This is a genomic window from Rhizobium sp. P1_B8, from assembly GCF_056406515.1.
Map to the genome: position 1 here is coordinate 1 of NZ_JBFTZZ010000006.1, position 23,563 is coordinate 23,563.

A 23,563-nucleotide genomic window follows, 5' to 3' on the forward strand; every position below is an offset into this window, starting at 1 on the left:
CCCCGCAACCAGATACACAAAGGCCCGCCTCGTGCGGGCTTTTGTGTATCTCGTAACGGGTCGAGGATTTAACGCCTCCTCAGGGGCCCGCCAAGAAGGCGAAGCCGACGCAGCGGGACAGAAACTTCAAATCCTGCCCCCGCAACCAAATCCCAAATATACGAAMATTGACACACAAATGCCCGCCACTCCGGCGGGCTTTTTGCGTCTAGTCTACSGTACATCGCAGCAACAACCCTCAATGCAGGCGCGGKCGRCGYCTCTCGCTGAGCGCCGGCCAAATTTCCAGCGGACGATGGTCTAAAGAAAAGCCCGCCTCGTGCGGGCTTTGTGCGTTTGGTAACGGGGCGGGGTTAACGCCTCCTCAGGGCGTCGGCACGGTCCATCATCATACAAACGAGCCTCCGCTGCAGTACATAGCTAATCCCAGGTTAGCCTTATTGCGACATTTTACCGAACGTATCGAGTGCAGCCAGCTCGTCCCCTTGTCTATGGCCATGGTGCGCCTACATCTCTACAAGATATGGTTGCAGTTACGCAAGCCTCACACGAGTGACTTGCGGTTGATGATTTGGAATTGCCAATGATCTGGAACCACCGCATTACCCGTATTCTGATCGGCATAATACTGTTCGCGCTTGCGATCGTTCTTTTGCTGCCCGGTCTGACTGGCTTTACAAGTCTCGACGGTACAGTCAATGCGCGATTTGCGATCGTGAACGCTCCTATCGACGGCGAAGTCGCAGAAACTCCCCCAAAAGTTGGTGCGCGCGTGTCGGCCGGAGCGCCACTCGCCGTGATACACAATGCCCGCGTGAACCGCGCAATACTGACTTCGCTGCAGGCCGACCATATGACTGCTGTCGAACATGTTGCGGCGCTAAAGCGGGAACGCGATGAGCTTGTACGGCTTCGTGATCAATTGGGCGCACGCATGGAAGTCTTTACGCGCACAACCGTTGCCGACTTAGAGCGACAAGTTGAAATTCTAAACAAACGGGTCAAGGTTTCCAAGGCGCAGGACAATGTCGCGCAAGTCGACTTTGACCGGCGGCTCGCGCTTGAGGCGAAGGGTATCCTGTCCACCAAGATGGTCGAGTCCGCCCGAGCCGCCTGGGAAGCGGCGGGGGGCGAACTCGAAATCAGTGGCTTGACCGTAGCCCAGCTCGAACAAAAGCTGGAAGCCGTTCGCAAGGGTGTTTTCGTTTTCGGTGACGGCCAGAACGACGTGCCCTATTCTCGCCAGCGACAGGATGAGGTCATCGTTCGGATCAACGATCTCAATACGCGCATCGCCGAAAACGAAACACGGGGCGCGCAGGTACAGATGCAGCTGATTGAGGAGGAAAACCGCGTCCGCAGTCTCACTTCGGCATCAGATCCATCACCTTTCGACGGAGTCGTGTGGAGTAGCAACATCGTCAACGGCTCGAACGTCATCCTCAATACCGAGCTGATGCGCATCCTCGATTGCAGCGATCTTTTCGTCGATATCCTTGTTCCGGAGGTCGATTACCAAGAGATTTATCCAGGCCTTGCTGCGGAGGTGCGCTTGTTAGGCGGAGGCGAGGCCTTCAAAGGCGTTGTCCTATCGGTAAGAGGCAGTTCCGCGGTCGCCGAGAAGGACACGCTGGCAGCCAATCAGCCCGAAACAACCAAACGCAACGATCGAATACGCGTCGGTCTGGCTCCCTCCGCTCTCAATACGGATTATGCGAACTTTTGTCAGGTGGGGCGTTCTGTTCAGGTGCGCCTTCCCAAACCTAACATCCACATATGGAACTGGGTAGAGAGCCTGTGGTTCAGTATCTCATAGCACTGGCTCCGACATTTTCGGTTTTGGCGTTCTTTTTGCTTGGGCCTTTCAACTGGTCGCGTAACTATAGCTCGACGCGCGCAATCACATGCGTGGTCGTTGGCGCCATTGCGTTGCGCTATATACTCTGGCGGTTATTCGAGACGGTACTTCCCTATCCCAACAATGGCCTCAACTTCTACTGGGTCTGGTTTCTGTTCATCATAGAAATCCTCGCATTCTTCGAAGTCGTGCTCTTCCTGGTTTTGATGAGTCGATACGTGGACCGGAGCGCAGAAGCCGACAGGCTCGCGCCAGACTTCTTTAGAGGTGACGAGGATGAATTGCCCACGGTGGATGTGTTCATTCCTACCTATAACGAGCCGCTCGACGTCCTGGAACGGACGATCATAGGGGCGCTTGCGCTCGATTATCCGCAAGACAAGCTGAAAGTCTACGTGCTCGACGATCAACGTCGTAATTGGCTCAAGGCCTACTGCGAGGAGAAGGGAGCAATCCACGTCACACGGCCCGACAACAGCCATGCCAAAGCCGGCAACATGAACAATGGTCTGAAGGTCAGCTCCGGCGACTTCATCGCGATATTCGATGCTGACTTCGTGCCCTATCGTCACTTCCTGCGCCGGACGCTTCCCTTCTTTTCCGATGCGACCATCGGCATCGTTCAAACGCCACAGCATTTCTTCAATACCGATCCGGTGCAAACAAATCTCGGTCTCGAAAATATCTGGCCGGACGAGCAGCGTTTGTTCTTTGATGAAATTGCACCGAGCCGAGATATCTGGGACGTCAGTTTCTGCTGTGGGTCATGCTCAATCGCGCGACGCAAGGCGATCGATGAGATTGGGGGGTTTCCAACGGAATCCATCACAGAGGATCTGTTGACCACCCTTTCCATGCTCAACAAGGGTTACAAGACCCGTTACCTGAATGAGCGCCTGTCGATGGGATTGGCCGCTGAGAATCTGACTGGCTATTTTGTACAGCGTGAGCGCTGGTGTCAGGGGGGAATTCAAACACTTTATCTTCACAACGGCCCACTGCGCGGACCTGGTCTGTCGCCTTTTCAACGCATCATGTTCCTTCCGCTGTCGTGGTTGGTGCAGTATCTGGTGCGCTTTACGATATTGATCATCCCGATCATATATCTCTGGTTCGGCTTGCTGCCGCTCTACTTCACCAACGCTGCAGACTATATCTCCCATCAGGTGCCGTTGCTGACGGCCTATTTCCTTTTGATGCTCTGGATAACACCGACCCGATATTTGCCTGTCGTATCGAGTGCCGTCGGGGCTTTTTCGACGTTTCGGATGTTGCCAACCGTTATTTCCAGTGTGGTGCGTCCCTTCGGCAAGCCATTCAGGGTGACCCCGAAGGGCAGCGGCAACGAGGCGATCGGATTTGATGGATACAGCCTTGCCTGGATAGCGGCGTTGATCGTGGCGACGGCCATCGGTCTTGTCATCAATATTGTCCCTGAGACCTCCCATATCGAGGCGCAGTTCTCGCCGATTGCGGTTTGCTGGTCGGGCATCAACATTCTCGTTCTCGCTATTGCGTCCTTGATCTGCTTCGAAAAACCGCGACGGCTCTTCGATGCGTTCAAACTTGACGAAGCGGTTCACGTCGACGGTGTTTCCGGCCGCATAGTCAGTCTGGCGCTCGACAAGGCAGTCGTTGCTGTGCCACCGGAGACGCGCTTTGCATCCGCCGATGTCACGCTGTCGCTCGAGGGGTTCTCGCCCTTCAAAACCGAACTAAGGACGGTCACCCAAAGACGAAGGAGCATTGCTCGCTCAGGCGACAAGGAGGCCTTCTACCTGCACCTCTTTTTCAATCTTAGCGGTTCGCCCCGCGATAACATGATCGTGAAACTTTATACCGGGCGTTACTCCCAGGACGTTCGTGACATTGACAAAGTCGCTGTCTCGATCAACCTTCTGCTTCGGACATTCGGTCGGACCCGGACGCTTTGAGCGAGGTGTTTCCCGGCCCGGCAGCCGGCCAATCGGCAGGTCGGCCGCAGGTTCAAATCCTGCCCCCGCAACCAGATACACAAAGTCCGCCTCGTGCGGGCTTTCGTGTGTTTGGACACTGGGCATCGCGCGTCCACAACAATCGTCAATGCAGCCGCAGGCGGCGCCGCTCGCTCAGATGACGGCCGCGGCTCCAGCGGGCGAGGGTCTCCGGCACGACGTCCGTCTTGCGAGCGGCGGCCTCGGCACTCATGCGGATCCGTTCAAGGGCAACACCCGCCTTGGCGGCATAGTCGAGGGCGGCCGGATCGTCAGAATGCACCTCCTGGATCGCGGCGAAGACGGTCTCCGCCTCGGCCAGCCGTTTGCTGGCCGCAAGGGCGATACCGCGCTTGTAATGCGCCTGGATGAGATGCGGCCCGATCTCGCCAACCCGGCGGAAAGTCTCTGCGGCCTGCTCATATTGATGTAGCGCAAGCTGCGTGTCGCCAAGCCGCATATGGATCGGCGTCGGATCGGGCGCTTGCTCGACGAGGGCCTTGTAGGCAGCCAGTGCCTCTGTCAGCTTGCCCCGGTCGAACAGCAGATTGGCGAGCCCGAATTCCGCGCCGGTATGGCCTGGAGCCGATTGCAGGACCTGGTTGAAGGCGATCTCCGCCTTGCTCCGGGCCCCATTGCGGTACATGTCGAGCGCCTGTTCATAGACGAAACGAATGCTGCGCGGGTTGAGCACGCCATGCAGATTCTGGCCGCTGCGGGTGCGGAACAGGGTGCAGCTGATCCGCCTTTCCTCCACCCCGAACATGTACTTATAGGGTTCGTTTCCGCGCAGGAAGTCATAGGTCTTGAAGCCGTGCTCAATAGCTCGCCGGATGCAGTATCCATGCAGGATGAGGCCGGGAGACGGCGTCTTCCAATTCTCGTCGCGGCCGGTGATATAGAAGAGGATGGCCTTCCTCTGCCGGTCGACGATATTCGCCAGCGCCCCGAGCGGCTGGTCGCCATGCCAAAAGACCGGCACCTCGAGATTGCCGCAGTGGAAGCTGTCCATCAGCATCTCGCGCGTGGTGATGATCAGCCGCTCGGTCCGCTCCGCGCCTTTGCGGGCACTCCATTTGATCCGCCAGAGATTGAAGAGGATGTCCATGTCCCGATCGATGGTCTCGGGAGTTGCCATCGTGATCCGGTAAATATCGTCGCCTTCGACCTTGCGCAGGAACCGCCGGAGCTTTTGGCGCGTCTGGCTGCTCATCCGCTGCTCGAGATAGTCGTCGAAGCTGGCCGGCAGGGGGACGATGGGACAGATCGTATTGTCGATATTCTCGCTGTTCTTGGGCGAGCTGTCGCGAAACATCACCTCCGGTCCCTGCAGCGCCTCGATCATCTTCTCGCGCCGGCCGGCAGGGCCGCTGAAATATTCGAGCTTCAGGTCGGTCCAGTTCTGATGTTTGAGAAACGAAGCAAAGCCGGCAATGGCATGATGCTCGTAATCCGGTCTGACGATGAGGCCGGTATAATCGGCCGCAAAATTCCCGGCCATGATGATTTCGTCGTAGAAGAGCCCGGTCTTCTCGTTCAGATGCGTGATGAGGCGCAGCGGAAAGAAGGCGACATAAGGTGCTTCGGGGTCGCGTTCGCGCAGAGCAAGGATGAACCAGCGGCGTCGGCGGGACAGATAATTCTTCAGCCAGATCCAGGAGAGGAAATGCTGCGCGTCTGGATCTTCCATGAAGACCTGATCCCAGTTGTCGCGTACCGCCTCGAGCCCGGCAATGGTGTCGATGATATCTATGCGCATGCCGCCCCCCAATACCCCATACGTCACTCGGGAGGTTTCATTCTAATGGCAAACACCGATCTTCAAATAAACCGTCCGGATGATTTGCAGGACCTAAATGTGATTAGTCCGGAGCCGGCGTATAACCCAAAATCGCGACCGTTTTTGGTGAAAATCATGCATAGATTCAGAGTGATAGAGCGTACCGCCTCTTAGAGGACGGCGCGCTTCAATGTACATCGCCCGAAAGTGTGCAGCGGTTTTGAGAACATGCATACATAAGGATTAGATCAGAGCTCACCGGCGATCTGCGGGCTCGCATGGATGAAGGCCCAGAGCGTCCGGCTGATGGCGACGATTTCGGCGATCGACTTTTCCAGAAGGTCGATCTCGCGTGCGTCCATCTGCTCGATCTTGCCGTAACGGATCTCCTTGTCGTCCTCGACGAGCCGCATCAGCTGAGTGCTCGAGATCTCTCCCTTATCGTCGAAGGAATAGATGCAGTGATTGTATTTGTTGCGTGTCTTGGATTCTTTCTTCAGCCGCGACATGGCCGAAAGGATCGCCTTGCGGTCGGAAGGAGATGTCGAAGCGAGTTTGGAAAGCCGTTCGATGAGGTCGATCCGGGCGCGCGTCGTGTTGAGCGTCAGGAACACGACGATTGCTGCTTCCTTTTCGACCCGGAGAAGATGGGCGATGATGTAGATCAGCAGGCTTTCGGTGTTCGTCCAGACATAGTTCAGCCGGCCGACCCGCAACAGGACATCGGACATCGCCGCCATGCTTGACCCTTTCTCCCCGGAGGGGATCCATCCATGAAGGATGGCATATGGACATTACATCAGAACAACGGGCAAGTCCGTCGCATTTACCGGATCGCGGGCGATCAGCGTTCCTTGAAAGCCCGCGACATGCTGTCGGTGATTGGTTTGCTCAAATATTCGAAGAAGGTGCGTTCCGACGTCTGGATCAGCACTTCGGCCGGCATGCCGGGAACGGGATGGAAATTGTGCACCCGTGCAATCTCGGAATCGGGTATTCCGACGCGGACGATATAGACGTCCTTGACTGAAGCTCCCGAATTTTCCTCGATCGAATCGGCTGAGACATAGAAGACCTTGCCCTGCAGAACAGGGGTCGTGCGCCGATTGAGCGCCGTGAGGCGGATCGAGGCCGTTTCGCCCTCATGCAGCTGATCGATCGAGGTGCGCAGCACCTGCGCTTCCAGGATCAGCGGCACATGCGCCGGCAGGATCTCCATGATCGGCTTGCCTGTCGTGATGACACCGCCGGCTGTGTGAAAATAGGAGCGCACGACCGTGCCCGACACCGGCGAACGGATGGTGGTGCGTTCGAGCACGCCGGCGGCCTCGCGCATCTGTTCGCGCACGCTGTCCAGATCGGTTTCGGCGGTCTCGAGTGCATCGAGTGCCGCCTGCTTATTGGAGTTGACGGCGATGACGGCTTCCTGGCGGAATTTGGCGATCTCCGCCTCGCTCTCGTTGAGCTCACCATTCAGTCGAGCAATGTCGCCCATCGCATCGGCGATCGCCCGTTCGATGGCCAGAAGATCCGTCTTGCGCATATAGCCGACCTTGACCAGTCGGGCCTTGGAATCGCGTTCCTCGGTCAGCAACGACAATTGCCTTTCAAAGGATTCTCGTTGGCCCTTATAGCCGGCGAAACGGTATTCTAGCGACTTGATGTTCTTCTCGATCAGATTTAGCTGCTCCTCGAGCTTGATCTGCTTGCTGTGGAAGACGACGTTCTGGCTCTGGATGATCGCGTTGATGTCGGGATCGCTTGCCTCTTTCATCACGATATCGGGAAGCTGGAATTCGCGCAGGCCCTGCGCTTCGGCGCGGAGCCTTGCGACGACAGCTTCCAGGCGCAGCCGGCGAAGCTGCAGCATCCGCTCGTTCGAGCGGGATGCCGTGGGATCGAGGGTCAGCAGGATATCGCCTTCCTTGACCGTATCGCCCTCGCTGACGCGCATCTCCCTGATGATGCCGCCTTCCAGATGCTGGACGATCTTGTTGTTGCCGGTCGCGACGAAGCTTCCTTGCGCGATAACAGCGGAAGCAAGCGGTGCCGTCGCCGCCCAGAAGCCGAAGCCTCCGAACGAGGTGAAGAGAACCGTCAGCCCGACGATGCTGTGCATCCGGATCGAGCGCGGCACGTCGCTATACCATTCGAGCTGCACCGGACCGGTCGTCTCCTGCTTTTTCCGTCCCATGTCGTTCATCCTTCGATGCGCGGTGCTTGTTGACCGTTATTGCCGTTGTTCTTGGAAAGCGCCTGCAGCACCTCGATCCTTTCCCCGAACATGGCGACAGTGCCCTCCTTGAGCACGAGGATCTTGTCGACGCATTGGAGAAGGGCTGGGCGCTGGGTGATGGTCACGGTGGTGATGCCCTGCTTCTTGGCATGGATCAGCGCCCTGGCAAGCGCTGCCTCGCCCTGGGTATCGAGGTTCGAATTCGGCTCGTCGAGGACGACGAATTTGGGATTGCCGAAGAAGGCGCGGGCCAGCGCAATGCGCTGCTTTTGGCCGCCCGAAAGCGGAGCGCCATCGGCCGCCACGATGGTTTCGTAGCCCTGGGGGAAGCCTGCGATGAGCTCGTGCACGTCGGCCAGCACTGCGGCTTCGTAGATCTGATGATCGTCGACGTCGTCGCGCATGCGGCAGATATTGGCCTTGATCGTACCGGGAAAGAGCTGCACGTCCTGCGGCAGATAGCCAATGCTTTCGCCGAACTGGCGCTGATCCCAGTTGCGCAGATCCATCAGGTCAAGGCGAACATTTCCCGATGTCGGGACGATCGAGCCGACGAGCATCTTGCCGAGCGTCGTCTTGCCGGACCCGGAATTGCCGATGATTGCAAGCGATTCCCCCTTCCTGAGCGAGAAGGAGATGCCGTTGAGAATGACCTTCTTCTGCGGCGGCGGCACGAAGAGAATGCGTTCGACATCGAGCCGGCCTTCGGGATTGGGAAGGCGCAGGCGCGGGAAGTTCAACGGCGAGTTCAAGAGCAGGCTCTTGATCCTGCCATAGGCGGCGGCCGACCGGTTGAACTGGTGCCAGCCTTCGATGGCGCCTTCGATCGGCGCCAGCGCGCGTCCCGATATGATCGAAGAGGCAATCACCATGCCGCCCGTCAGCTCGCCCGAAAGCGACAGATGCGCGCCCCAGCCGAGCAGGGTGACCTGGGTGATCATGCGGCAGGCCTTCGATATGCCGGAGAAGATGATGTTGCGGTCCTGCGCCTCGACCTGCGATTTCAGCGAGCCCGCCGTTTCCCGGCCCCACATCTTCACCGCTTCGGGGATCATCGCCATTGCGTTGATGATCTGCGAATTGCGCGACATGGAATCGAGGTGGAAATTTGCCCGGCTGAGATAGCCGTTGGATTCGGCAAATTGCCGGGCGGTGAATTTCTGGTTCAGATAGGCGATCACGAAAAGCACCGCGCAGCAGGTCATGATGATGATGCCGAGATGCGGATGCACGAAATAGACAACGACCACGAAGAACGGCATCAGCGGCGCATCGAGAAACGCGATCAGCGTGCCGGATGTCAGGAAGCCCCGCAGCAACTGCAGGTCCTGCAGTGTCTGATAGTCCTTGCCGCTGCCATGCAGCGATGCTCTCGCTGCAGCGCTGAGGATCGGCGCGCCGAGCTGCACTTCGAGTTCCACCGCGGTGCGCATCAGGATGAAGCGCCGCACCGAATCCATGAAGGCCTGTAGCAGCACGGCGCCGATCACGGCGATCGAGAGCATGACGAGCGTATCGATGGAGCGGCTTGTCAGCACCCGGTCGGATATCTGGAAGAGATAGAGCGGGATTGCCAGCAGAAGGACGTTGATGGCGATCGTGAACATCATGACGACCACCATGTTGCGTCGCACCGCCGCCATGCCCCGCGAGAGGCTGGCGGCGAAATTCACAGGCTCGCTGCGCTTGTGAAAACCGCCGCCACTTCCTCCGCCCCCGCCCCCGCCGCCCCCGGGATCGGAATCCTTGCCGTTTCCGCCGCCGCCGGTGCGCAGCCGCCTGTCACTCTCGCTGATCGGGCCACTTTCGCCGTCGATGGTCTTGCCGAAGGGCATCGTCGGGCTCGATTTGAGCTCGGTCTTCTCTTTCGGCAGTTCGGGGGGCACCCGCGCCTCGATCCGCGGTTGGGCCGGTGCTTCCACCGGTTTTGCTGTCGCCGGGCTCTGCGCCACGGCGGCAGGAGGCGCCGTTTTCACATTCGAGCCTTCCGCCGTCACCGTTTTCTGCGTCACGGGCGGCTGAGTTGTACTTGCGCCTCCGATATCGGCAGCCTCGCGTGCCGCAACTTCGACCGTCTCCTTGCCGCCGTCGGGAGACGAAGCAACGGCGCCGCTGAGCCTGCGAAGATTCTCGACCGCCTGGTCGATCGCGGAAATGCACACATCGCTCATCGCAGCGTCCGAGGGGGCAGCGGAAGGAATATTGCCCGACCTCAGATCGAGGGCGCTGCCTGCCGCAAAGATTTGTTTTGAAATCTGGTTCATCGTGGTTCCTCCGCAATACTCAAGGTCACGCGACCATGGCTTGCATTACGTCGGCAGGGTGCGCCGACGACCATGAAAAATCATGTCCGGCATTGATGACGCCGTCCGCAGAATCGCTGCCCGCCGGATCGTCGTTGTCGAGAAAGGCAATAACTTCGTTGGCGAGCCTGTCGTCGGCCGGCTGCGACTGCGTCGTGTCATGCTCCACCAGCCCGCCCTGAATGAGGATGGCGTCTGAATAGAGCTGGCCCGCCAGATAGGTCGTCTGGCCGAAACTGTCGTAGTCGACGATCTCGGCGATGTTGATGACCGCATTGCTGCCTGTGTCGATCGTAACCGTTGCATCGGGATTGTTGTCGAGGATGGTCGATGCCGCCTGGGTCACATCATCGGAATCGCCGAGAATGCTGACCTGCTTTATGATCGTCATGTCGTAGAGATTGCCGGTGATGTAGAGCACGTTGAGACCGGCATATCCCTGGAAACTCACATCGAACGACAGCCCTTCCGGCATATTGGGATCGCGATCTTCGATCGCCTTCTGCGCCTCGACCATATAGTCCGGCATGGCCGCGAAGGGGCTGTCCGTCCCGACATTATGGATCGAAGCGAAATTCCAGATCAGGTTGTTGCCGGTCTGGATGTCGGCGCCGGGATCGACGCCGTCTTCCGCCCGCACCCAGTCATTGTCGTAGAGCAGCGAGATCTGCGTGATGCTGTTGATGTCGAGCACATTGCCGCCGATGATCACCAGATCATACTGCATGCCCATCCCGAAAAAGGAGGAGAAGTTGATGGAGGTATTGCCGCCCATCAGCACCGTGGCTTCGGATCCCGAGGTGGTTACCGTCATCGTGTCGTTGTCGCTGACGAAGTGATATTGCTCGATCCACTGCACGAAGGAAACGTCGCCATCGATGACGCTGACCCGCCAGCTGTTCGGGAACGTCGGCTCGGCAGCATCGCTGTCGGCGTGGCTCGATGCTTCGAAGGTGCTGTGTTCGAAGACGGCGATATTCTTGGCGACCGTTCCCGCCTCCTCGGCCGAATGGCCGGATGAGCGCAGCGCCGAGGCGATCTCGTCGTGATCGCTGTAGACGAAGGCCTGGGAGATCGCGTCGATCTGGTGGTAGTTGCCCATTACCGCGGTGACCGAAGTAATGACGCCGGTGTTGATCACCGAGGCGACGTTGACAAGGAGATTTGCACCGGCGGTCACATCAAGGCTATTGCCGCTGGGATCTGTCTGTTCGACGGACGAATTGCTGTCGTCGGGTTCTTCCTGGAGCTTGGCGAGACCGCGGTCGGGCAGGAAGTCGTCGAGGACGGGTATATCGGTCTCGGCCTTGCCATTGACGTAGACAATGGGGCCGTCGCCCGCGGGATGGGTGATGACGAAATGATGCGTCGCGTCGGTGCTGGGCGAGGTTGTCCCGCTGTCCTCGGTATTCTGGGCATTCTGGATATAGCTTTCGAGATCCTGGGCGATCTTCAGCGCGCCATCATAGGTGTCGGTTCGGTGGAGGCTCGAAAAAGGCGTGAAGATCTCAGCCTTGGTGCTGAAGTCCGCGAGCTTTTCAATGACAAAAGTCGTGTCTCGCGGCGCATGGACGCCGTTCGTCATATCGAGATAATCGTCGTCGTAGAGGACGTTGACCTGGAGGACATGACTGATCGTCGAGCCAGGCCCGGCAAAGACGGTCAGTTCCGGCTCATCCGTGAGCACGATATCGGTCGGATCGCCGAAATGCGGTAACGGGATGTCCTTTGCGGCAATCGCCGCCAGCTTCTCGAGGCTCTCTTCGAAGACGCGGCCTAAATGGCGTGCCGGACCATATTCGATCTCGTAGCTGCCGCTTTTGTAAATGACGCCTGGATCGTAATCCTTGAGCTGAAGATCGGAAGAGAAGGCAGCCGTATAGGCATCCTGATCCGGCAGAACGGGTCCATCCGCGCCCGGTCCTGCGCCTTCAGCATAGTTGGTGCGCAACCGCATCTCGTCGGTCGTCATCTCGAAGAGACCGATAAAGTGCGCGATGATTTCCGAAATCTTCTCGATATGCATGGTTCGGCCCTCCCATTCGAAATGACGATCGGCCTTCTGGGCGCCCCTCACTGGGAGCTGCGGTGTGGTCGTCAAACCGTTTTCAAGCAATCAAGCTGCACCGGCCGAGGCCGGTGCAGCTCGTCTTGGTCGTTGGAGGTCCGTGTCAGGTGCTGGTATCCTCGCCGACGTCGGAAACATGAGAATTGCCGCCGATGACGCTGGAGTCGATTGTGTTGCTGAGCAGGTTCGCACCCTGAACAAGCTCGAGGTGGAAGCCGGAATTGGCAAGGATGGCCGAAGCGTCGGCCGTGCTCGAGCCATTGGCATCGTCGCCAGCCTTGAGATCCCAGCCCTTGCCGTCCATCTCAATGCCTTCTGCACTATCGGCGTGGCCGCCATCGGCCTTCAGATGGTTCTCGGCCGCCTGGTTGTTCATCGTGGTGTTCCAGGCATTATCCTGGTCGGCCAAATGGTTCGCCTGGACGGCGCTGAAGCCGCTGTCGTTGCCGGCGCCGGACAGCGAATTGTTGAGGATGCTGTCAACGTCGAGAGTGAAGGAGAAGTCGTCGCCGAGGTTGAAGGTGAGGTCGTGGCCGGCAACGCCGAGATTGTCGAAGTCCTTGACGTCTTCGATGACGGCGAAGTCGGTATCCGTCTTGTTGAAGCTGTCGGCCGTGTTGTTGCTGTCGGAGACCGTCTTGGTATCCGTATCCGTAATGGTCTTGATGTCGGTGTCTGTCACGGTCTTCGTATCGGTGTCCGTGATCGTCTTGGTGTCGGTGTCGTTGTCGCTGTACGACTTGCTGTCATAGCTCCAGTCGTAGTCGTTATTGGAGTCGGTGATTGTCGTGGTCTTGGTGCTCGTATCGTCGTCGGACTTGTAGCTCCAGTCATATTCGTTGTCGCGGTTGTCGCCATTATTTGCGGAGAGCTCGGCCTTGACGTCCACATCTACGCTGTTGTCGGTATTGTCGCGATTGTCGCCATTGGCGACGCCGCCGACATAACCGGTCGAGCCGTCGTCAACTTCAGTTGAATTGATAGCGCTGTTGGCAAAGCCGTCGGCAAGCGCCCCGACCTTCGTGATTTCGATGTCGTCAGACATTCAAGTTTCTCCAGAAAAAAACCGGAGCAGCTTTTCGAAATCCCTCTCATCTCAAATGGGATTTTACTCGCGCTCGCTCCGATGCGGTTAACATCGGCAGATGTATTCGATACTAGTCATCTGCGGCTTCTTCGCGATTTGTTGATCAAACCGTTGGTATTGGGAACGTACGTACTCAGTACAAGGCCGCACATATCCGGCTCCGAATCCTGAAAGGGATAAGGAGTAGTCAGGTCTTCTTTTCGTTGAGTTGCCCTAAATGGAGGCCATGTATCAAAACGCAGAACAATACATGGGTTTTCCATGTCGCCACTTGGACGACGATCGCAGATTGCTGGAAAAAATGCGGATCCGATAGACATCAATTCGGGCTAAGGCGGATCTGCCGTGCCCGGCTAGCCCTGGATAGCCCCTGTCGTTGGAGCGTTAAGATCTCTTCGGCGGGAGCGTCGGCGGGCAATGAGAATTCGGGGCTCTCGGCATTCGCTGCCGGGTTGAGGGGCACCTCTCGATGTTTCCCCGTCCTGTATCCGGCCACCACCCTGCATGACGAAATTATGACAATCTGTACTGAAATATTACATTAGCTGTTCAGCTATAGTCAGAGCAAATATAACCTTGAAGTATCTATCGAAGTGAAAATACAACCAAGGCTTTGTATCGTATCGTTTTTCCCCCGCTAAAACTAATCACTTTGGGCCATTTCCTTCCTTCTCAATCCGTATTAACATAATTAAGAAATGTCTAAAAAATAAGGCGATGACATTCGGGATCGACATTTCATACTATTTAATACCCGCCATCGCTCCACGTTTGAGTAAAGTGTAACGCTAGGGGAGGCGTATATGTTCATGACAGGGTCTGGAATGGAGAATGCGGACCAAGGAAGGAAGTTGAGTTCGTCTGGAGATACTATACTAGTGGTAGCCAAGGCGGATCTGTTTTCGGAATGCATGGTAGAAGCACTGGCGAAGAAATTTCCGAACTGTGAAGTAGCAAGCATAACGAGCACAAAGCCGATGCTGGAAAAAGATACCAGCGATATGAAGCTCGTTTTATTCTATCATATACCTGGCCCTGAGCTTCAAGAAGCGCTGCAGGCTGCCCGCGAAAACCACCCTGAAACCTCGATCGGACTTGTCGTCGAAGCTATCGACATGCTCGAGCCCTATGTCAGCCGGCTGGTGGAGGCAAGGATCATCGATGGCGTCCTGCCGCTCAACCTCCGGCTCGACGTCTTCATGGCCGCTGTGGATCTACTGATGAAGGGCGGCGAACATTTTCCGTCAGCACTTCTAAACCGTCTCAACAACAAGAACACCCAGCTGGAACCTTCGCTCTATCAGACAAAATCGGTCGATGCGGCGCGCAACAATGCGCTCAAGCTGAGACGCGACAGTATCTCCGCTTTGACCACCCGGGAGGTTCAGATCTTGGATCTCATATGCAAGGGGACGCAGAACAAGATCATCGCCGACAAGCTGCATCTTTCCGAAAACACCGTGAAGGTTCACGTCCGCAACATCTACAAGAAGATGAATGTCCGAAACCGCACGGAAGCGGCTTCCCGTTTCTTCAATGAACACCCTGCCGGCGAAGACGATATGTCCGGTCGGTGGCGCAATTGATGTAACGATCAGTTTTGCTTCAGATAGAGGGACGCGCAAAGCAGCGCGACTTCTGTCCGAAGCCGCTTGGGGAGCAGATATAAGGCGCTGAGCCGTGATAGGCGACAGTGCGGGCCGTGACCCCGGCCGGGCGCCCGGCGCGATTTTCCGGATAGGCATAGGCCTTGGAGACGCGCGGCGCCTCGACGATACTCTTCTTCGCGACGACCGCGATGTCGTCATCAACGACCGTGCAGGCCGTCTGTCCGATCGCCATAAGCGCCGTTCCCCAGACGAACATCGCCAAGCGAAGACGCCGGCCTTTCAGCTGCGCTGCATCTTGTTTTTTCAACATAGCCCAAACCCCTCGCATATGGCGCTTCCGGATGCAAGACCGGCCTTGCCGTTGAGCGCGGCCGATCACCCGACTTCCCTCGTATATTAGCTGCATTGAGTGAAGCTTGAGAGGCGGATGAGAGGCGTATTGGTGGTAAAGCGTTGAAAGTGATTAATCATTTGTTACTTTGAAGAATACTTGCGTAATTATTTTGGATAGCTGGAATTTTTCAAGTTGACCTTGGCGGAAGTCGTTGTATTGTTTTAATAGTAATTCGGTATCTGGAGAGTAACTACAAAGTTATTCATGTATGGACGCTCAGTTTCATGAATATCCAGAGCGGATAACGGAGGCATGCAGTGCATAAATAATCAAAAGACTAAATACATGGGAAGGAGTTTGTAATGCGTAGTTTCGTTCCCAACGAAGGTTATTCTGAAGTGTCAGGCATACCGGTGCTCCAAGGGCGACGCACCGTTCTTGTGAATGGCGGGGGCGGCTTCCTCGGTTCACATCTCTGCGAAAGGCTCCTGCAGCGCGGCCACAGCGTCATATGCCTCGACAATTTTTCGACCGGCCGCCGTGCGAATGTCGATCATCTCACATCGAACACCCGCTTCCGCATCGTCGAGCACGATGTTAGGCAGCCCTTCGATATCGACGCGTCGCTCATCTTCAATTTCGCCTCCCCAGCCTCTCCGCCCGATTATCAGCGGGATCCGGTGGGAACGCTGCTAACCAATGTGCTCGGCGCCGTCAACACCTTGGACTGCGCGCGAAAGACCGGTGCGATCGTCGTCCAGTCGTCGACGTCGGAGGTCTATGGCGACCCGAGCCAGAGCCCGCAGCACGAATCCTATTGCGGCAATGTCAACCCGATCGGACCGCGCGGCTGTTACGACGAAGGCAAGCGCAGCGCTGAAACGCTGTTCTTCGATTACCACCGGACTTACGGCGTCGACATTAAGGTCGGCCGCATCTTCAATACCTACGGGCCGCGCATGCGCCTGGACGACGGGCGGGTGGTTTCCAATTTCATCGTGCAGGCTCTGCGCAATGCCGATCTGACGATCTATGGTGATGGCCAGCAGACCCGTTCTTTCTGCTATGTCGACGATCTCGTCGACGGTTTCCTGCGTTTTTCGGCTGCCGGCAGTGCTTGCAACGGCCCGATCAACCTCGGCAATCCAGCCGAAATGACCGTTCGCCGCCTGGCGGAAATCATTCGGGACCTGACGAACTCGCGTTCCCGGATCGTCCACCTGCCTGCGGTCACCGACGACCCCCGTCAGCGGCGGCCGGATATTTCCCGGGCCATGGCCGAGCTGGGCTGGGAGCCCCGCATCGGGCTCGAAACCGGCCTGGCTCGCACCGTCGAATATTTCGACGGCCTGCTGGCCGGCACAGAGAAGGCGGAGGTCGTATGAGATGCCCCGCTACATTCTCGTCACCGGCGGCGCCGGTTTCATAGGCAGTCATATCTGCAAAACGCTGTCGCGTGCCGGCATGATCCCTGTCACCTACGACAATCTCTCGACGGGACATGCCGACAGCGTCCGCTGGGGCCCGCTCATCCGGGCAGAGATTGCCGACGCCGCCGCGCTGCGCCGGACTCTTGCAGAGTTTTCGCCCGATTGCGTCATCCATTGTGGTGCCAATGCCTATGTCGGCGAATCCGTCGACATGCCCAGGAAATATTACCGGAATAATGTCGTTGGCAGCCTGACCCTGCTCGAGGCCTGCCTCGATCAGGATATCGACCGGATCGTCTTTTCGAGCAGCTGCGCCATCTATGGCGTTCCCGCCTCGTTGCCGATACGGGAGGAAAGCCCGCAGCACCCGGTCAATCCCTATGGGCGTACCAAGCTGATCTTCGAGATGGCGCTCGAGGATTTTGCCGCTGCCTATGGCATCCGCTTTGCCGCACTGCGTTATTTCAATGCCGCCGGCGCCGATCCTGATGGCGAGCTTGCCGAACGGCATCACCCCGAGACCCATCTCATCCCTCGGGCCCTTCTTGCCGCCGCCGGCAGGCTGGAGCGGCTCGATATCTTCGGCACCGATTATGCGACCGAGGATGGAACCTGTGTTCGCGATTATGTTCACGTCAGCGATCTGGCGCAGGCGCATCTCGCCGCCGTCAATCATCTGATGGCGGGCGGCGGCTCGCTCAGCGTCAATCTCGGCTCTGGCCGGGGCACCTCGGTGCGCGAGATTCTCGAGGCGATCTATCGCGCGAGCGGCCGTGAAGTCCCCGTGAATTATCGCGCTCGCCGCGCTGGCGATCCGCCGGTCCTCTTTGCCAACACCGCAAGGGCGAAGGCGGAGCTCGGTTTCTCGCCGGTTTTCTCGGATATCGATACGATCATCCGCACCGCCGGCCCCACCTTCGGACTGGAGCTGACGGCATGAGCGACGCACTGCAAGTCGGTCACAGCGCCAGGACGGCGAAGGCCGCCGCAGCTGAGGCATTCGATCCTGTTTTCGCTGGCTGGAACCGCGTCGCCTATGGCTTCGGCATCCTCTGCTGGCTGACAGCACTCGGTTATTTCTGGATCTGGTGGTGCCAGTCCGCCCATATCATTTCCTGGGCCGCCTTCGTGCTTATCACCCTCGTGCTTGCCTGGATCACGCTCGTGCCGGCCTATTTCATCCTGATCTTCCTCGATGCGAGGACGGTCAATCCTGCGGCACGGCTGCCGGAAGGGCGGGTGGCAATGGTCGTCACCAAGGCGCCGTCCGAGCCCTTTGCCGTCGTCCGCGCCACGCTGCAGGCGATGCTTGACCAGATCGGCGTCGATTTCGATGTCTGGCTGGCCGACGAGGACCCTTCGGAGGAAACCAGGCGCTGGTGTGCGGCGCACGGCGTGCTGATCTCCACCCGAAAGGGCGTGGCGGAGTATCATCGCACCACCTGGCCGCGCCGGACGCGTTGCAAGGAAGGCAACCTCGCCTATTTCTACGACCATTCCGGCTATGCGCGCTACGATTTCGTCGCCCAGTTCGATGCCGACCATGTGCCGACGCCGACCTACCTCCGTGAAATCCTGCGCCCCTTCGCCGACCCTAAGATCGGCTATGTCTCCGCTCCCAGCATCTGCGATGCCAATGCCGGCGAAAGCTGGGCGGCGCGTGGCAGGCTCTATGCCGAGGCAAGCCTGCACGGTTCGCTGCAGACGGGTTACAATAGTGGCTGGGCGCCTCTTTGCATCGGTTCTCATTATGCGGTTCGCACGGCGGCCCTTCGTCAGATCGGCGGCCTCGGCCCGGAACTTGCGGAAGACCATTCGACAACGCTGATGATGAATGCCGGCGGCTGGCGTGGCGTGCATGCCGTCGATGCGATCGCTCATGGCGACGGACCGGCAAACTTCACCGATCTCGTCGTCCAGGAATTCCAGTGGTCGCGCAGCCTCGTCACGATCCTGCTGCAACATTCTCGCCGTCACATCATGCACCTGCCTTGGCGACTGAGATTTCAGTTCGTGTTCTCGCAGCTGTGGTATCCGCTCTTCTCCGCCTTCATGGCCGTGATGTTCCTGCTGCCGGTTGCCGCCTTGATGACGGGCCAAGTCTTCGTCAATGTGACCTATCCGGATTTCCTGCTGCATTTTACGCCGATATCGGTCGTGCTGACGCTGTTTGCCTTCTTCTGGCGAGCCACGGGAACCTTCAGGCCGCACGATGCGAAACTGTTCGGCTGGGAAGGGCTTGCTTTTATCTTCCTGCGCTGGCCGTGGTCGCTTGCCGGCAGCCTCGCTGCGCTTCGCGACTATATCAGTGGCTCCTTCGTCGATTTCCGCATCACGCCGAAGGGAAGGCAGCAGCAGCGGTCTTTGCCGTTGCGCGTCATCGCGCCCTATATCGCGCTCGCCGGACTGTGCGCAGCCGCCATGGCACTGGCCAGTGAGGCCACTGCCGCCCAAGGCTTTTATATTTTCGCGGCGATGAATCTCTCGATCTATCTGTCGCTGACGGTGCTGATCGTCATTCGCCATGCGATCGAGAACGATCTGCCGCGGCTGCCGCAATCACGCGGGCTGTGGCTTGCGACGGCCACGGGGCTTGCGATCTGCATCACCGGCGGCATGCAGGCGGGCAGCCATGGCCTGCATAGCCTCGAGGCCCTTTCCCACGGCCAGACGTTCATCAGTTTCAGCCAATCACAGTTTGCCGTAGCCGGTGCCGGTGTCGGCGGCGGCAAGACCAGGATCGTGAAGTTCCGCCTCAGATGGAATGGGTTCGGAAGCACGGGGCCGGACGAACAAGGTGTCTGAGCCGGCGGAACCGGCAAGTGTCGAGTAGGAGGATGTAATGAGTATCGGATCGAGACTATACGGAGCGGCCCTCGCTCTCAGCCTGTGTCTGCCCATGGCGGCACACGGCGCCGAGGTCGCCAAACAGAAAGCGCCGACGCCGGTCAGCGCCTATGAGCTCTATCGTATCTATGGCGACAAGACCTGGACCTGGAACACCGGCGGCGGCCGTTTTTTCGATGACGGCCGGCGATTTATCGCCTGGAGCAATGACAAGGGGAAGCCGTCCTTCGCCGAAGGCAGATGGGTGGTCGACGATCTCGGCCAGCTCTGCATGCGTGCCACCTGGACGAATGCCGAGGGTGCGGCCCGCGCCAGCACCTGTTTCGGTCACCGCAAGATCGGCAACACGATCTATCAGCGGCGCCAGCCGGACGGCAAGTGGTACGTCTTCCGTCATGCATCGGTGCTCCCGGATGACGAGTTCCGCAAGCTCGTTCCCGTCGATACGGTCAGCGCGAAGGCGGGCGAACTGAAGCAGGTCCTGCTGAGCCAGGAAATAGCCCGAAAAGGAGGGTGAAGCCATGAAGAAGCTAATGAAAAACAACCTCTCGACCACCGCGATTGCGCTGCTGTTGTTGTGTGTCGCGGATCTTCCGGGCCGAAGCGAAGTGCAATATGCGGGCATTGCGCCAAACCCGGCGGCGGCCGTGCAGACGATTATCGACAAGCGCCCCGTCCTTCATGCCGACGGAATCAAGTTCGGGGCCTACGATCCGCACGGCGATTTCGGCGCGCAGGCGAATGTCGCGACCGAAGCCCTGTTCCTGCCGTGGGAGGACGTCGACCTCGAAACGTTGCGCGTCGCCGATGCCTATGCGCTGGCTAGAGGCCGCAACCTGCTGATCACTGTGGAGCCATGGTCCTGGGACGTCGATTGGCGGCTCACCTCGGCACAGCTTCGCGCCAAGGTTTTGCGCGGTGACTACGATGTCAACATGCGTTCGATCGCGCATATCATATCCGAGCTGAAAAGCCCGGTGATCGTCCGCTGGGGACAGGAGATGGAGGACAAGTCAGGGCGGTTCTCATGGTCCGGCTGGAGCCCGCAGGACTATATCACGGCCTACAAGCGGATGATGGACATTGTCCGCCAGGAGGCGCCCGGCACAGAGCTCATGTGGTCGCCGAAGGGAGAGCCTGGTCTCCAGGCCTATTATCCCGGCGACGATTATGTCGATCTCATCGGGCTCTCGGTCTTCGGTCTGCAGCGCTACGACGAGCTTGCCTACAATGAGCACCGGACGTTCTCGGAAGCATTGAAGCAGGGGTATGATCTCGTCGCCGGTTACGGAAAGCCCATCTGGGTGGCGGAGCTCGGCTATGAAGGCGGCGACGCCTATATCAGGCCGTGGATCGAAACTGCCACGTTGAAGCAGAGCGCCTTCCCGAATCTGCAGGAAGTCGTCTATTTCAACGACCGGGATGTGCACGCATGGCCGTTCGATCTCGGCCGGCCGGACTGGCGCGTGGTCGAAAACCTGGACAGCAACTGATAGTCAGGAAAACAGAGGCCTGAAAAACGGAGAGGCCCGCCGGGGTGTTGCGGGCCTCTCCTCATGTCGGGCGACCGATCATCCCTTGATCGTTGCCTTACCCTCTTCGATGAGCCGGGTCGCCGCATCGGCGGGCGATATCCGTTCGAAGGCGAGTTCGTCACAAATCGGGCGCAGCACGCGCTGGTCGAATTGGGTTGCGCCCATCGGCACCGGCGGCGGATACTCGCCGACCTGATCCTTGAGCAGGTTCACGTATTTGACCGTTTCCTGCTCCGTCGGGTTGAGTTGCGGCAGGATGGCTTCACGGACGGTAGGCGACATTGGCACGCCGCGTTCCACACCGAGAATCTTGCCGGCTTCGGGATCATTGACAAAGAAGCTGATGAACTTCGCGGCAGCTTCGCCCTGCTTGGTCGTAGCGCCCACACTCCAGATCAGTGCCGGACGGTAATAATGGCCGGATGGTCCGCCCTTCTTTTCACGCGGCAGCATGGTGATGCCAAGCTTGTTCTTGATGATCAGCTGATAGCCGACCATCTGGTTTGAATAGGCCATGCCGATCACCGATTTGCCGAGACCAAGGCAATTGGTGTCGATGGTGTTTTGATCGAGGGTCTGCACGTCGGCAGCAACGGTGCCGCCCGCCTTACGCAGTTTCTCCCAGTAGTCGAACCATTCCCTGGCATCGTCGGCCGTGAAGCCGAGCCCCACGCTTTCCCTCGCAAAGAGGCTCTTGCCGCGCTGGCGCAGCCAGGCATCGAACACATAGTTGTAGCGCGCCGCATAGGGGCCGCCGCCCTTGCCGGAAGACTTGGCGAGTTCTACGGCGAGCTTGGCGTACTCCTCCCAGGTGAGGTCGGGCGTCGGCAACGGGATGCCTGCCTTTTCGAATTCGACTGTGTCGAAGAACATCGAGAAGGAGTTGAGGCCGAGGCCAACACCATAGAGCTTGCCGTCAATGGTGGTCAGTTTCAGCATGTCGGCGCCAAAGGACTGAACGTTCAGCGTCGAGGGGACGAATTCATCGAGCGGCAGGCAGGCGCCGCGCTTCGAATAGTCTGAGATTGTTCCTGGCTCGAGTTGGAAGATGTCGGCGATCGAGCGGCCGGCCATCTGCGTTGCGAGTTTCGTCCAGTAGCCGTCGCCCGACAGCGATTCGCCGACCAGAGTGACGCCAGGCGTCTTCGACTGATAAAGCTTGGCAACATCGAGCGTACGCTTGGCGCGGTCGTTGGACCCCCACCACATGGCACGCAGCTGTGCGTCTTCGGCAAAGGCCGGAATGGCGCTTCCGGCACCGAGGGCGAGACCGGCGGCCGCACCGGCTGAACCCATCAGAAATGAACGGCGATTGACCGGCATGATATTCCTCCTTGTCCCAACTGCCCGCTGCCATCCTCCAACGGCATTATCGAGCACTTCGGCAAACAGATTACGCAAAAAAAATTTTATTGCAAGAAGCAACCATTTTCTTGCAAATTTGCATTATTTGCATAATGTTTGCCTATGAACGACCAAAAGATCAGACGGCCGCGTCAGGCCGATATAGCCACATTGGCCGGCGTTTCCGTTTCCACGGTGTCGCGCGTGCTCGCCAACGAACCTGGTATCAGCGATACCGTCCGGCGCCAGATATTGAAGGTGGCAGCCGAGAACGGCTATCCCGTCAAACCGGCTTCCGAAGCCGTTGCCGGCGGGCTGGCGTTGATTGCCAGCGACGGCGTCACCGGCACTCTCAGCGTCTTCTATGAAGCGATCGTCGACGGCCTGCGCGCCGGCGCTGCGGAAGCGGGCATGCCCTTCGACGTCCGGCTGGTCCGCGAAGATCGTATCACGCCGGATGCCGTGCGCGACTATATGCAGACCGCGGGAGCTGAAGGTCTCTTTCTCGTCGGTATCGATCCGAACGAGACGTTGCGTGGCTGGCTGCAAGCCAGCATGACACCGACCGTTCTTGTCAACGGCACCGATCCAAGGATGCAGTTTGACGGCGTTTCGCCGGCTAATTTCTTTGGCGCCTACGAGGCCACCCGCCGGCTGACCGAGGCCGGCCATCGTCGGATCCTGCATCTGAGCGGCTCCCACCGCCACACGATCCGGGAGCGCGTGCGGGGCTTCGAGGCGGCGATCGCCGCCGTCCCCGGCGCAGAGGGCCGTCTCGTGTCCCTGACCCTTGACGGCAGCGCCAGCCGGGAGGCGCATGAACGCACCGCCGCCGCACTTGCCGAGGATGCCGGTTTTACCGCCGCTTTCTGTATGAATGATTTTATCGCCGTCGGCGTGCTCGAAGCCGTCACCGAGGCCGGGCTGCATGTGCCGGAGGATTTCGCGATTGTCGGTTTCGACGATCTGCCCTGCGCGCTGATGACAAGTCCGCAGCTTTCCACCATGCGCGTCGACCGCGCTGCCCTCGGGCGCGAAGCCGTTTCGCTGATGCTGTCCCGCTTCCGCAACAGGACGGCCGCTGCGCGCCATATCTGCCAGGCGGTCATTCCCATTCCGGGAGGAACCGTTCCGAACATCGAAAACCCGTGAGTGATG

The 23,563-nt window shown here is 58.6% G+C and carries 17 protein-coding genes; 9 read left to right on the forward strand and 8 right to left on the reverse strand.

The window, feature by feature from the left end; translation table 11 throughout:
- The first annotated feature begins 583 nt into the window (after window positions 1-583).
- Window positions 584-1,816, forward strand: a complete 1,233-nt coding sequence (locus tag AC1D2N_RS09610; RefSeq protein ID WP_130653352.1) for an HlyD family secretion protein — start codon at window positions 584-586, stop codon at window positions 1,814-1,816.
- The gene (locus AC1D2N_RS09615; protein ID WP_130653353.1) at window positions 1,798-3,792 is read left to right on the forward strand and encodes a glycosyltransferase; all 1,995 of its coding nucleotides are present in this window, start codon (window positions 1,798-1,800) and stop codon (window positions 3,790-3,792) included. Before AC1D2N_RS09610 ends, AC1D2N_RS09615 begins: the two co-directional genes overlap by 19 nt.
- 145 nt (window positions 3,793-3,937) lie before the next feature.
- On the opposite strand, the gene AC1D2N_RS09620 is transcribed toward AC1D2N_RS09615, so the two are convergent.
- The 6 genes from AC1D2N_RS09620 to AC1D2N_RS09645 form a co-directional block, all read right to left on the reverse strand.
- A complete protein-coding gene (locus tag AC1D2N_RS09620; RefSeq protein ID WP_130653354.1) occupies window positions 3,938-5,590 on the reverse strand; it encodes a GNAT family N-acetyltransferase in 1,653 nt (550 codons plus the stop codon).
- A 269-nt stretch (window positions 5,591-5,859) separates the two neighbouring features.
- Window positions 5,860-6,351 (reverse strand): hypothetical protein, encoded by a 492-nt coding sequence (locus tag AC1D2N_RS09625; protein WP_018244207.1) that lies wholly within the window; start codon window positions 6,349-6,351, stop codon window positions 5,860-5,862.
- A gap of 104 nt (window positions 6,352-6,455) precedes the next feature.
- Window positions 6,456-7,805: an HlyD family type I secretion periplasmic adaptor subunit gene (locus AC1D2N_RS09630; protein WP_026188567.1), complete on the reverse strand. Its 1,350-nt coding sequence runs from the start codon at window positions 7,803-7,805 to the stop codon at window positions 6,456-6,458.
- A 5-nt stretch (window positions 7,806-7,810) separates the two neighbouring features.
- On the reverse strand, window positions 7,811-10,111 hold the full coding sequence (locus AC1D2N_RS09635) for a type I secretion system permease/ATPase (protein ID WP_130729452.1): 2,301 nt from the start codon (window positions 10,109-10,111) through the stop codon (window positions 7,811-7,813).
- A gap of 25 nt (window positions 10,112-10,136) precedes the next feature.
- Window positions 10,137-12,176 carry a hypothetical protein gene (locus tag AC1D2N_RS09640; protein WP_128409319.1) on the reverse strand — a complete coding sequence of 680 codons (2,040 nt, stop codon included), beginning with the start codon at window positions 12,174-12,176 and terminating at the stop codon, window positions 10,137-10,139.
- 145 nt (window positions 12,177-12,321) lie between these two features.
- Entirely contained in the window at window positions 12,322-13,263 is a 942-nt protein-coding gene (locus AC1D2N_RS09645; RefSeq protein WP_018448066.1) for a hypothetical protein, read from the reverse strand.
- Window positions 13,264-14,108: 845 nt separating this feature from the next.
- Here AC1D2N_RS09645 and AC1D2N_RS09650 point away from each other — a divergent pair.
- On the forward strand, window positions 14,109-14,891 hold the full coding sequence (locus AC1D2N_RS09650; RefSeq protein WP_018244212.1) for a helix-turn-helix transcriptional regulator: 783 nt from the start codon (window positions 14,109-14,111) through the stop codon (window positions 14,889-14,891).
- 19 nt (window positions 14,892-14,910) lie between these two features.
- Here the strand turns inward: AC1D2N_RS09650 and AC1D2N_RS09655 are convergent, their stop codons facing one another.
- Window positions 14,911-15,225, reverse strand: a complete 315-nt coding sequence (locus AC1D2N_RS09655) for a hypothetical protein (RefSeq protein WP_018244213.1) — start codon at window positions 15,223-15,225, stop codon at window positions 14,911-14,913.
- Window positions 15,226-15,611: 386 nt separating this feature from the next.
- Between AC1D2N_RS09655 and AC1D2N_RS09660 the strand changes: the two genes are divergently transcribed.
- The 5 genes from AC1D2N_RS09660 to AC1D2N_RS09680 are packed head-to-tail and all read left to right on the forward strand — an operon-like array spanning window position 15,612 to window position 21,019.
- Window positions 15,612-16,634, forward strand: coding sequence for a UDP-glucuronic acid decarboxylase family protein (locus AC1D2N_RS09660; RefSeq protein ID WP_018244214.1), 1,023 nt, complete (start codon window positions 15,612-15,614; stop codon window positions 16,632-16,634).
- 1 nt (window position 16,635) lies between these two features.
- Window positions 16,636-17,619, forward strand: coding sequence for a UDP-glucose 4-epimerase GalE (gene galE / locus AC1D2N_RS09665; RefSeq protein WP_018244215.1), 984 nt, complete (start codon window positions 16,636-16,638; stop codon window positions 17,617-17,619).
- The gene (locus AC1D2N_RS09670; protein WP_130729453.1) at window positions 17,616-19,484 is read left to right on the forward strand and encodes a glycosyltransferase family 2 protein; all 1,869 of its coding nucleotides are present in this window, start codon (window positions 17,616-17,618) and stop codon (window positions 19,482-19,484) included. The genes galE and AC1D2N_RS09670 overlap by 4 nt, the downstream gene beginning before the upstream one ends.
- Before the next feature lie 37 nt (window positions 19,485-19,521).
- Window positions 19,522-20,043 (forward strand): DUF995 domain-containing protein, encoded by a 522-nt coding sequence (locus tag AC1D2N_RS09675; protein WP_130653356.1) that lies wholly within the window; start codon window positions 19,522-19,524, stop codon window positions 20,041-20,043.
- Window positions 20,044-20,047: 4 nt separating this feature from the next.
- On the forward strand, window positions 20,048-21,019 hold the full coding sequence (locus AC1D2N_RS09680) for a glycoside hydrolase family 26 protein (protein WP_130653357.1): 972 nt from the start codon (window positions 20,048-20,050) through the stop codon (window positions 21,017-21,019).
- Between the two features lie 78 nt (window positions 21,020-21,097).
- Here AC1D2N_RS09680 and AC1D2N_RS09685 read toward each other — a convergent pair whose 3' ends face one another.
- Window positions 21,098-22,384 carry an ABC transporter substrate-binding protein gene (locus AC1D2N_RS09685; RefSeq protein WP_130653358.1) on the reverse strand — a complete coding sequence of 429 codons (1,287 nt, stop codon included), beginning with the start codon at window positions 22,382-22,384 and terminating at the stop codon, window positions 21,098-21,100.
- Window positions 22,385-22,528: 144 nt separating this feature from the next.
- Between AC1D2N_RS09685 and AC1D2N_RS09690 the strand changes: the two genes are divergently transcribed.
- Window positions 22,529-23,557 carry a LacI family DNA-binding transcriptional regulator gene (locus AC1D2N_RS09690; protein WP_047617662.1) on the forward strand — a complete coding sequence of 343 codons (1,029 nt, stop codon included), beginning with the start codon at window positions 22,529-22,531 and terminating at the stop codon, window positions 23,555-23,557.
- Window positions 23,558-23,563: the final 6 nt, after the last annotated feature.